Origin of the sequence: Megasphaera sp. MJR8396C, assembly GCF_001546855.1 — a bacterium.
Taxonomy (GTDB): Bacteria; Bacillota; Negativicutes; order Veillonellales; family Megasphaeraceae; genus Megasphaera.
The window spans coordinates 71,318-81,521 of sequence record NZ_KQ958151.1 but is presented as its reverse complement, the minus strand read 5'-3'; the positions used below and the strand labels follow the sequence as shown (position 1 = coordinate 81,521).

At 50.4% G+C, this 10,204-nt stretch carries 10 protein-coding genes; 2 read left to right on the top strand and 8 right to left on the bottom strand.

Annotation, left to right across the window (positions count from 1 at the left end; genetic code table 11):
• Nucleotides 1–24: 24 nt before the first annotated feature.
• Nucleotides 25–819: a transglycosylase domain-containing protein gene (locus tag HMPREF3201_RS01915; RefSeq protein ID WP_062411475.1), complete on the top strand. Its 795-nt coding sequence runs from the start codon at nucleotides 25–27 to the stop codon at nucleotides 817–819.
• A gap of 29 nt (nucleotides 820–848) precedes the next feature.
• On the opposite strand, the gene HMPREF3201_RS01910 is transcribed toward HMPREF3201_RS01915, so the two are convergent.
• The 5 genes from HMPREF3201_RS01910 to ispE all read right to left on the bottom strand — a co-directional run bounded on the left by HMPREF3201_RS01910 (nucleotide 849) and on the right by ispE (nucleotide 6,262).
• Nucleotides 849–1,295 (bottom strand): flavodoxin family protein, encoded by a 447-nt coding sequence (locus HMPREF3201_RS01910; protein WP_062411474.1) that lies wholly within the window; start codon nucleotides 1,293–1,295, stop codon nucleotides 849–851.
• 208 nt (nucleotides 1,296–1,503) lie between these two features.
• Nucleotides 1,504–2,913 (bottom strand): FAD-binding oxidoreductase, encoded by a 1,410-nt coding sequence (locus tag HMPREF3201_RS01905; RefSeq protein WP_062411473.1) that lies wholly within the window; start codon nucleotides 2,911–2,913, stop codon nucleotides 1,504–1,506.
• Between the two features lie 263 nt (nucleotides 2,914–3,176).
• Complete coding sequence (larA, locus tag HMPREF3201_RS01900) at nucleotides 3,177–4,460, bottom strand: NPN-dependent 2-hydroxyacid racemase, LarAH10 family (protein ID WP_062411472.1); 1,284 nt, start codon at nucleotides 4,458–4,460, stop codon at nucleotides 3,177–3,179.
• Nucleotides 4,461–4,654: 194 nt separating this feature from the next.
• Nucleotides 4,655–5,392, bottom strand: coding sequence for a GntR family transcriptional regulator (locus tag HMPREF3201_RS01895; protein ID WP_062411471.1), 738 nt, complete (start codon nucleotides 5,390–5,392; stop codon nucleotides 4,655–4,657).
• A 3-nt stretch (nucleotides 5,393–5,395) separates the two neighbouring features.
• Nucleotides 5,396–6,262 carry a 4-(cytidine 5'-diphospho)-2-C-methyl-D-erythritol kinase gene (gene ispE, locus HMPREF3201_RS01890; protein ID WP_062411470.1) on the bottom strand — a complete coding sequence of 289 codons (867 nt, stop codon included), beginning with the start codon at nucleotides 6,260–6,262 and terminating at the stop codon, nucleotides 5,396–5,398.
• Between the two features lie 192 nt (nucleotides 6,263–6,454).
• Here ispE and HMPREF3201_RS01885 point away from each other — a divergent pair, with 192 nt between their 5' ends.
• Nucleotides 6,455–7,411, top strand: coding sequence for a YitT family protein (locus HMPREF3201_RS01885; RefSeq protein WP_062411469.1), 957 nt, complete (start codon nucleotides 6,455–6,457; stop codon nucleotides 7,409–7,411).
• A 388-nt stretch (nucleotides 7,412–7,799) separates the two neighbouring features.
• Here HMPREF3201_RS01885 and phoU read toward each other — a convergent pair whose 3' ends face one another.
• Genes phoU through pstA form a run of 3 tightly spaced genes read right to left on the bottom strand, consistent with a single transcriptional unit; the run spans nucleotide 7,800 to nucleotide 10,203 of the window.
• Entirely contained in the window at nucleotides 7,800–8,450 is a 651-nt protein-coding gene (gene phoU / locus HMPREF3201_RS01880) for a phosphate signaling complex protein PhoU (protein ID WP_062411468.1), read from the bottom strand.
• A 17-nt stretch (nucleotides 8,451–8,467) separates the two neighbouring features.
• Nucleotides 8,468–9,325: a phosphate ABC transporter ATP-binding protein PstB gene (pstB, locus tag HMPREF3201_RS01875; protein ID WP_062411467.1), complete on the bottom strand. Its 858-nt coding sequence runs from the start codon at nucleotides 9,323–9,325 to the stop codon at nucleotides 8,468–8,470.
• Complete coding sequence (pstA, locus tag HMPREF3201_RS01870) at nucleotides 9,325–10,203, bottom strand: phosphate ABC transporter permease PstA (RefSeq protein WP_062411466.1); 879 nt, start codon at nucleotides 10,201–10,203, stop codon at nucleotides 9,325–9,327. Before pstA ends, pstB begins: the two co-directional genes overlap by 1 nt.
• Nucleotide 10,204 lies beyond the last annotated feature (1 nt).

The following is a 10,204-nucleotide window of genomic DNA, read 5'->3' as shown; positions in this document are numbered from 1 at the left end:
TCGGAGTATCCTGCCCGCATTTAGATGAAACAAAAATACATCGCCATTTTCATCCTGGCCTTTTCCCTCTGCGTCGGCTGGAACCTGCTCTTTGACGCGCCGAAAACGCCGAAGCCGACGACAGGCATAACCGCCGGGACCAAAGAGAAATCCGAGCCCCAAGGGACTTGGCCGGCACCGCTCCAGCCCCTTGAAACCAGTCTTTATCCCTATTTACACTTTCATCAGGCCATGGACGCCAAGATCAAAAAAATCCCGGTCTATGTGGCCATCGGAGCCATCTCTAAACCGATGCAGCACGCCGTCGTCGCCACCGAAGACCGCCGCTTCTATTCCCATGGCGCCATCGACCCCATCGGTATCGGCCGGGCCATTCTGACCAACATCCAATCCGGTGAAACCGTAGAAGGCGGCAGCACCATCAGCCAGCAAGTCGTAAAAAATGTCTTCCTGTCCCAAGACCGGACCTTCGCCCGAAAAGCGCAGGAATTCGTCATGGCCTTCTTATTGGAACAGAATTACAGCAAAGATGAAATTTTGGAGATCTACCTCAATACGGCGTATTTCGGCGCCAATGCTACGGGCATCGACGATGCCGCCCGGACCTATTTTACGACGTCGCCGGAAAAATTAGACCTGGCTCAAGCGTCCATGCTGGCCGGCCTGGTACAGGCTCCGACCTATTATAATCCCCTGCAAAACTATCCGGCTGCCAAAGCCCGACAAAAAATCGTGTTGACCCTCATGACCGAACAAGGCTATATCAGCCCGGAACAAAGTAACGACGCCTATAAAAAAGACCTCGGATTACAACGGTAATCTGAGGTCTTTTCACTGCCCTTAGGCTATTACTGTTTTTGAACACGGCTCATCGTATCTTGTGCGAAAGCCCGAGCTTGATCGAGGTTCAATTCACTTTCATCGACGGGAACCTGCATGTATTTATCCTTATCCGTCCAGGTAACATAGGTTCCGATGACGCCACTGCCGGGTTTTAAGAGTTCCACAGCACCGCGCAGGTGTTTCGAAGCCTGGTCAGAATAAGGATCATCATGAAGGGTTGCAAAAACGGCTACGTTGTCGTTTTTAATCTGTCTCAAAGCTTCCTGTCCTTTGGGATCAGCCTGGTCTTTATCGCTCCAAAAGCCGACGAAAACGCAGTCATAACCGGAAAGATCTTTCGGCATTTCATCGACGCTGACGCAGGGCGTCCCTTCAGGAAGACCGGATACAACGGCCTGAGCAATCTGTTTGGTACGGCCGGTCTGGGATGAATATACTACAATGGCGTTCATCTCAACATCTCCTTTTACTAGTTTTGATATTTTAATGTTATTTTAATATTCATTGATATTTATTATCGTTTTTTGTAGTATATCATGAAACGGCCGCGTTTGTCCAATAGTTTTTTTATTAACAATAAGTTTATTTTTTATAATGTTAAGTACAATCTTTAAACAATAAAGTTGGCATGACTTATACCTACTTTATGAAAATAAATTCTCAAAAAATAGAAGGTTCTTCAATGACCTTGCCCGGATTGAGAATCCACTTAGGATCTACGGCACTTTTCAAGGTCTTCATCAGGTCGAGTTCAGCCGGGTCCGTATATTCTTCCATATACTTGAGGCGTTTCAAACCGATGCCGTGTTCACCGGACAGGCGGCCGCCCAGATTATATACATAAGTATACGCCGTCGACCGGAAGTCCTTCAATTGCTGTTCCCAAGCTTCATCACTCATGTCACATTTTAAAATCTGGAAATGCAGGTTGCCGTCGCCGGCATGAGCCAGGCAGAAAATGCGGAAGTCGTACTTCTTGCTTTCTTCAACCAAATGCTGGATGCAGTCGGCAATCTTAGGAACGGGAACGACTAAATCTTCCGACGTGGCCACTTTTGAAAAAGCTCGCGTACTTTCCAGGCAGTTGCGGCGGACCTTCCATACTCGGTCATCGGCTTCGACGATATCCGTCGCACCGCATTCTTCACAGACGGCAGCCAGTTTTTCCATCTTATCGTCCAATTCATCTTCGTTGAAGGTTTCGATGGAAATGATATCATAACAGCCGTCTTCGTAATGGGGCAGCTTCAAATCGCTGTAATCGCTGGCACTGCGGACGAAATTGTTGTCCATGAATTCGACAGACGTCGGATTAAGGCCGGCCTTAATGAGTTTCGGGACCAGGGCCGTCGCCTTAGCAAGGTCGGTAAAGACGGCCAGGACGTCGAGTTTGTATGGCGGCAATGGAACGAGTTTCAACGTCGCCTTAGTAATGATGCCCAGCGTCCCTTCGGACCCGATGATGAGCTGATCCAAACAGAAGCCGGTAGAACATTTCTGAAGCGTCGCGCCGAGATTTACGATCTTCCCCGTCGGCAGAACGGCTTCGATGGCATAGACCTGGTGGCGGGTCGTACCGTAACGAACGGCTTTATTGCCGCCGGCATTGGTGGCCAGGTTACCGCCGATGAGACAGCTGTCAGAGCTACAGGGGTCACCGGCGTAGAGCAGGCCTTTTTCGCGAGCTGCATTTTGAATGTCAATGGTCCGTACGCCGGCTTCAACGATCATATACATGCCGTCTTCGTTCAGCTCGAGGATTTTATTCATCCGTTCCATGAGGAGGACGATGCCTTCATAGGCCGGAACGGCACCGCAGCTGACGCTGGTACCGGCACTGCGCGGCGTGACCGGGACGCCAAAGTGATTGGCGATTTTAAGGACCTCAGAAACTTCTTCAGTACTTGCCGGCAAGACGACGACTTCCGGCGTCCGCCAAAAGGACGGCGCTAAACTTTCATCGGACTTATACACGTCGAGGACGGACGGATCGGTCTTGACGTATTTATCGCCAACGGCATTTTTTAAGGCTGCTAACACTTCATCGGTAACCGGATTGTATGTTTTCATCGTAAAATCCCCTTTGCTTTTAGCAGAAATGGAACCAGGGTTTCACCCAGTGCAACTGCTTTGTGATTTTACGACTATTATAGTACAGGCATCCTTATTTGTCTTTAAAATTCTTAAAAAAATATATACCCCTTTATCATTTTATCTATATCGTATCTCTATCTTAAAGAACCTTTAATTCATTGAGTTCTATATAAAAAAAAGAAGCTGTATTCTGACAGCTTCTTTTATAGCCTAATTTATAACTGCGACTAAAAAATGCCTTATAATACGGGAAAGGTCGCCGCTGCATGGCCCATAACGGTAACGGTGTAATCTTGGGGAAGGTTGGCCTGCGCTTTTTCCCAGGCTGCTTCTAACGATGCCGCCGGGATGAGACCGCTCTGGCGGATGATATCAAAGTTTTCCGGCCGAGTTACGACATAAACAGCCTGCATGGAGCGGAAAATACAGTGTGACTTAAAGGCCACGAAGGCCGGAATGGAAAAGTCGGCCCGCAAGTCCCGTTCAAAGGCCGTCATATCACTGCGGAAAAACCAATCCGTAAAGACGGTCGGTTCCTTAATATCCGGGCAATCGAGGGTGAGGATCATCGTGCCGCCCGGTTTCGTCGCAAAAACGGCATTCATGGGGGCCTTCATGCTCTGGTAGAGATTCATATCCTTGGGATAACCTCCGGCAGAGGCCAAGGTGATATCGGCTTTCTCAGCAATGGGCACGCTGGCAAAGGACAGGAGGTCATCACAGCCTTTCTTCCAGGCTTCATACCAGTGACCACCGACGACTTCAGCCAGATCCCCGTCAGCCGAAAAGACGGTGTTGACCAAAAAGCAAGGATTCAGCAGGGCTGCTGCCTGCTTCATATCGTCGTGAAGGGGGTTGTCCTCTAAGAGACTCGTTTCGCAGCGTTCATTACAGCCGCCGCCAACGTCTTCCGTAAGGGCCAGGGCATGGTTGCGCATGATCGTTTCATAGCCGGCAATCCCCGGCAACACAGCTTTACGGCCGCCGCCAAACCCGGCCATGGGATGGAAGGATACGGCACCGGTCACGATGACCTTATCAGCCCGAACGGCTTCGGCATTGAGCCAAACATCGTTGCCGTGCGTCGTCGTACCGACTTTTACGAGGTTTTCCTTATTACGGCAATCGTGGTTAATGATGGTAAGGCGCTGTACCATTTCTTTGCCGCAGACGAGTTCATCTTCTTCCGACGTATGAGCCCGATGGGTCCCCTGAGCCGTGATGACCTTGATCTGTTCATCGGGAATGCCTGCCCGGTTCAATTCATCGACGATGACCGGCAGCATCTGGGCCGTATGGACGAGACGCGTGATGTCACTGACGATGATGGCCACCGTGTCAGACGATTTTACGACCTCTGCCAAAGGAAGGCTTCCAATCGGCTGGCGCAGCGCTTTGCGGACCTCGGCGGCCTCATCGGTTACGGCAGGGACATGGTTCCCATGTAAATCATATAATACGTGTGTTTCATCAAGAGAAATATGCTGATCCCCTTTTCCAAAGGGAAGTGAATATGTTTTCATAAAAAAATACCCTTCTATCAAAATAGATTCCAATGCCCCATATATAAGGCGACAAGGGAGCGTATGAATAAACAGACAAACAAAATATAAGTCAAAACATAGAGAAAGTTTTCGAAATCTTCCATGTGCTCAGAACGCTCATGAATTTCGTGAAAATGATCGAGTAAAAAATGTCCCATTTGAAAGTCCCTTCCTTATCTGTCTTGATGAGGGAATAATTCATGGACGCGTCGAGCCGATTCTTCATCTTGACGAATCCCTTTCAGCAGGGTGCGTTCTGAATTTTCCATATGTTTTTTAGCCACTTTCCGCGCCATGGCGCTGTTGTGATCGGCAATGTTTTCCACCATCTGCCGATGTTCTTCCCAGGTTGCCGCTAAACGGCCAGGATAATGCATGGAAATGGAGCGAAAGCGCAGCATCTGTTCGCGCAAATTATTCAAGATATCGACCAGTCGCTGATTACGGCTGGCATGATACAGGACGTCGTGGAAGCGGATGTCGGCATCGACGATCTTATCGAATTGGTCGTTGTCGATATATTCATTGATCTCGACGAGAATCCGTTCCAAATCTTCGAGTTCATCCGGCGTAATCCGTTCCGCCGCAAGGCCGGCCGCCAGTTCTTCTAACGCACTTCGGATTTCAAAAACCTGAGCGATATCCTTCAAAGAAATATCGGCCACGTAGGTTCCGCGCCGCGGTACCATGACGACGAAGCCTTCCAGTTCCAACTTGCGGATGGCTTCGCGAATCGGAGTCCGACTGACGCCGAGTTCTTCGGCCAGTTGAATTTCCATCAACCGTTCGCCGGGCTTTAGCACCCCGTCTTTAATGGCCTGGCGCAGGGCCTCGCTGACGACTTCCCGCAGCGGTCGGTAGGCATCTAATTTTATCGGTTCTAACGCATGTCTTTTCGTCTGTTTTTGCATCGGTTATCTTTCACCGTCCCCTCGTTTCACGATTGTGGTCATGTATGTATCGACATCGGCCCAAGTCATCACTTGGCGCCGCACTTCTTCTTCCCTCGTCGGCGGTACTAAGGCAAAGACCGTCGGTCCGCTGCCGGCCATGAGTGGCTGCAGGCCAAGCGATGCCAATCGATCCCGGCACTGAGCTACTTGGGGCACGTCGGGCATGACGAGTTCCTCAAAGGTATTTCCCATGGCATCTGTCAAGGCTTCGAAATCGTCCTTTTCGATGGCCGCTTCAACGGCATCGACATCGATGGTGCCATGCTCTTTATGGCCGTCAAAGAGCGCATAGGCTCGTTTCGTCTCTACGGCGACCCGGGGATGGACCAGGGCAACCGGCCAGGGCGGCAGAGGCGACAGCACTCGAAGTCGTTCGCCAATCCCAGTGCCGCGCATAGTACCCCCGCAAAGGCAAAAAGGCACGTCGGCACCTAGTTTAGCACCAATGCGGCACAATTCTTCCTGCGATAACGAGAGATTCCACAAGCGATTCAACCCGCGCAGAACGGCGGCACAGTCAGTACTGCCGCCAGCCAGGCCGGCGGCAATGGGAATACGCTTTTCAATATGGATGGCCACCTGGTGATTGTCCTTTTTATATGGACAGAGGGCTTTCCAAGCCCGGTAGGCTAAATTGGTCTCGTCACAGGGCAGTGACTCGACGGAACAGGTTAACTGAAATTCCTCCGCTTCGGTCAGCGTTACCGTATCGTAGAGTCCGATCGATTGGAAGATCGTATCGATATTGTGATAACCATCCTCTCGACAGCCTGTAATCGCCAACGCCAAGTTAATTTTTCCATAGCCAATTTCTGTTATTTCAGTCATACTGTCACTCCGTGTATAAAATGTGCACTGCCTTATTGATTAAAAATTTCCCTATGTTATAATGAGACAAAAGCAGGAATTTACTGCCTTCATAGCATCCTGTACGAATGCACAGAATCTTCATTATGCTATCATGATTATACCGTTTTTTCCTTTGCTTTACAATTGTTCATTCAAACTGGGGGAAAAATTATGAAAAACTTATTACCGGCACAAAACTTATTACCAGCCCAGACCCTTTGGGAATTAGCGGTTCCTTACATTGCCTCCTTCGTCGGCAGCCTGGTCGTCGTCATCGGGATGAACGCCTTCTTCATCCCCTTCCATTTATTGAGCAGCGGCATCAGCGGCGCAGCCATCATGATTTATTTTGCAACAGGCCTTCCCGTCGGGACCGGCATCTTCATCCTCAACATCCCGATCATGATCGCCTGCTACAAATTCATGGGACGCCGTTACACCCTCCTCAGCATCGTCGGTACGATCATGCTCTCGGTCCTGGCCGACGCCACGTCCTTCTTATCGACGTGGCAGATCATGGATGATCCCATGCTCTCCTCCATTACCGGCGGCATCCTGTCGGGCATCGGCTTCGGCATCATCTACAAATACAACGGCAACAGCGGCGGCCTTGATGTCATCGGCGCCATCGTCAAAAAATACTACTCCCTGGAAATGGGTACGGTTACGATGATCCTCAACCTGGTCATCCTGTCAGCAGCGGCTTACATGTTCTCCCTAGAAAGAGCCGTGTTGACCTTCGTCGCCATCTATATCGCCGCCTTTATTACCAATAAGGTCGTCCTCGGCCTCAAGCAGCGAAAGAGCGTCCTCATCATTTCCAACCGCTCGACGCCCATCGCCCAGGTTCTTATGCGCTATATCGGCCACGGCGCCACTTATATCCACGGCCAAGGGGCTTACACCATGCAGGATAAACGAGTCATTTATGCCGTCATCAAACTGACGGAAGTGGCCAAAGTCAAGGAAATCGTCAACAAGCTCGATCCTCAAGCCTTCATGATCATCAGCGACGCTTCTGAAGTCGTCGGCCGCGGCTTTACCTCATCGCCAGTTAAATTCCACCAGTATCCTGGCGATGCCCTTTCCATGCCGCATACCCAAAAGAATATGCCTCCGGAATATTGATACGGATAGGTTCAAACGCAGTCCTCGTCGGGACTGCGTTTTTTTCGCGTTCATTTCCCGCAGGACTTCACGACCAGGGCTTACCATACCCAAGGGCTTGGCGAGCTCTACAGGAGCGTACCAAGGATTCCAGAAAGCTCTTTTTACCAGTAAGAATGCCCTTAGCGAAGCGGCAGCCGAAACGGCTCCATGAACATCCCCTATAAGGCGCAGCGGCAGGCCATTATTGATTCGCTGCCCCTTTCCCGTCATTACCTGCAAAACGGGTTCTCATCCGCTTACCCCTGCCTTCGACCTTCCAAAGGCACCCTATTTTTGACAGAAACAAAGCCCCACAAGTTACGCCAGGCATAACTTATGGGGCTTTGTGCTTCGTAAAATCCGTATCTTAGATTCGAATTTCGTTAGTATCGCGATAGATGAGCCATTCAGCAATGTTGTTTGCATGGTCAGCCATTCGTTCGATGTACTTAATAACCAAGACCAAGTCGATGTAGTCTTTGGAATTTTCCGGGTGTTTAGTCATTTCGGCAGACAGATCGATCATCAGGTTGTTGAAAGCCTGGTCGACGATATCGTCTTTATCCCGCATGAATTCTGCCTGAGATGACGTGCCGCGTTCTTTGTAGAAGTCGATGACGTCACTGACCATGGAAGACATGACACCGTACATTTCCTTTACGCCTACCGGCAAGGGAACGTCGTGGTTGGTCTGTTTCAAGTGGATAACGTAGTGGCTGATATCAGCGCAGTGATCGGCAATGCGTTCTAAGTCGGAGAGGATTTTCAGCGTTGCCATCAAGCTCCGATAATCAGCCGCCACGGGACCTTGCATCAAACTAATCGTCAAGTCTTTCTTCATGCACGATTTGACCAGTTCATCGATGGCATCGTCGCCGTCAAAGATGCGCTGAGCCAATTCGACGTCTTTCCGTTCCAAGGCCTTCCACGTGCTTTCTACGGCCTGTTCTACTTTCATGCCCAAGCCGATCATATCCTGCTTCAGCTCAGCCAGTTCTTTTTCATAAATTTCCAGCATAAGTCCCTTGCCTCCTCTTAGCCGAAACGGCCGGTAATATATTCTTCTGTCTTGGGATTCGACGGATTGGTGAACATATCCAGTGTATTATCGTACTCAATAAGTTCCCCTAAGAGGAAGAATGCCGTTCTGTCAGAAATACGACGGGCTTGCTGCATGCTGTGGGTAACGATGACAATGGTATATTTTTCTTTTAATTCCAAGGCTAAATCTTCGATTTTCTGCGTCGAGATCGGGTCCAAGGCCGAAGTCGGTTCGTCCATGAGGATGACCGACGGATCGGCTGCCAGGGTACGGGCAATGCACAGACGCTGCTGCTGACCGCCGGACAGGCCGAGGGCGCTCTTATTGAGGCGGTCCTTCATTTCGTCCCAGCAGGCAGCCTGACGCAGGCTTCTTTCAACGATTTCATCGAGTTTCTTCTTATCGTTGATGCCCTGGACGCGGGGACCGTAGGCAATGTTTTCATAAACGCTCTTCGGGAACGGAGTCGGCTGCTGGAAAACCATGCCGACGCGGTAGCGCAGTGCCAAGGGGTCGACTTCCTTGAAGATATCCTGACCTTCAAAGCGGATGTCGCCGGTGACACGGCAGCCTTCGACCCAGTCGTTCATGCGGTTCAAGGTCTTGAGGAAGGTCGACTTCCCGCAGCCCGAAGGGCCGATGAGGGCCGTAATTTCATTTTTACGAATTTTCATGTTGATGTCTTTGAGCGCCTGGTATTCATCGTAAAAGAGATCCATGTTGCTGACATCAAAGGTATATTCCGCCGTACCGGTCGTGCTCTGTGCACCTTCCTGTACCGCATCAACAGCCCGTTTCTTTTCGATCGTGGCTGCCGAAAAACCCGTAAGGGTCGTAGTAATTTCAGACATTAGTTGTTTCCTCCCATTTTCTTATCGATTCGATAGCTTAAATAGCGTGCAACCAGGCTGAAGACCAATACCATGATCATCAGGATTGCCGACGATGCAGCAGCCTGCTGGGCTGCATCGGCATGAAGGGCTTCCGTACGAAGAGCCCAGATGTGCAGGGCTAAAGTTTCGCCGGGACGGAAAGGGTTAAGGGGACTCGATTTGGTCGTAATGTCCCAGTTGGTCCAGTCGATATCCGTCGACATACCTGCCGTAAACATCAAAGCAGCAGCTTCACCAAAACCACGGCCGGCAGCCATGATGAGGCCAGTCATGATGCGCGGGAAGCAAGCCGGCAAGAGGACATGCCAGATAGTCTGCCAGTGAGAAGCGCCGAGGCCCAAGCTGCCGTTGCGGTAGCTCGACGGTAAGTTGCGCAGGGCATCTTCCGTAACCGACGTAACCAGGGGCAATGTCAGGATGGATACGGCCAAAGCACCGGCCATGAGGTTCCACTGGGAACCGGTCATGACGATGAAGACCAAGTAGCCAAACAAACCGACGACGATAGATGGCAGGGATGCCAAGGTTTCAACGGCCATGCGGACCCAATGGGTGATGCGGCCTTTTTTCGCATATTCAGCGAGGAAGATACCGGCCGGGATCCCGATGATCGCACTGGCGACCAAGGCTAATACGACTAAATAAATCGTATTAAAGAACATGTTTCCTAAGCCGGCACCGGTAAAGGATAAGAGTTGCGGTGTCATGCCGCTTACACCGCTGACGACGACGTAAAGAACGAAGGCAATCAGCAATACGACAGCAAAGGCCGCGCCGCACGTAAAAACGGCGGTCATCATTTTATCTTTACTTTTTTTGGTTTCAATACTGGTCATA

What these genes read in the sequence shown, in the direction of transcription:
- HMPREF3201_RS01895 (WP_062411471.1), bottom strand. Translation starts at nt 5,392, where the DNA reads ATGCAAAAACAGACGAAAAGACATGCGTTAGAACCGATAAAATTAGAT.
- pstA (WP_062411466.1), bottom strand. Translation starts at nt 10,203, where the DNA reads ATGACCAGTATTGAAACCAAAAAAAGTAAAGATAAAATGATGACCGCC.
- HMPREF3201_RS01915 (WP_062411475.1), top strand. Translation starts at nt 25, where the DNA reads ATGAAACAAAAATACATCGCCATTTTCATCCTGGCCTTTTCCCTCTGC.
- phoU (WP_062411468.1), bottom strand. Translation starts at nt 8,450, where the DNA reads ATGCTGGAAATTTATGAAAAAGAACTGGCTGAGCTGAAGCAGGATATG.
- pstB (WP_062411467.1), bottom strand. Translation starts at nt 9,325, where the DNA reads ATGTCTGAAATTACTACGACCCTTACGGGTTTTTCGGCAGCCACGATC.
- larA (WP_062411472.1), bottom strand. Translation starts at nt 4,460, where the DNA reads ATGAAAACATATTCACTTCCCTTTGGAAAAGGGGATCAGCATATTTCT.
- HMPREF3201_RS01885 (WP_062411469.1), top strand. Translation starts at nt 6,455, where the DNA reads ATGAAAAACTTATTACCGGCACAAAACTTATTACCAGCCCAGACCCTT.
- ispE (WP_062411470.1), bottom strand. Translation starts at nt 6,262, where the DNA reads ATGACTGAAATAACAGAAATTGGCTATGGAAAAATTAACTTGGCGTTG.
- HMPREF3201_RS01905 (WP_062411473.1), bottom strand. Translation starts at nt 2,913, where the DNA reads ATGAAAACATACAATCCGGTTACCGATGAAGTGTTAGCAGCCTTAAAA.
- HMPREF3201_RS01910 (WP_062411474.1), bottom strand. Translation starts at nt 1,295, where the DNA reads ATGAACGCCATTGTAGTATATTCATCCCAGACCGGCCGTACCAAACAG.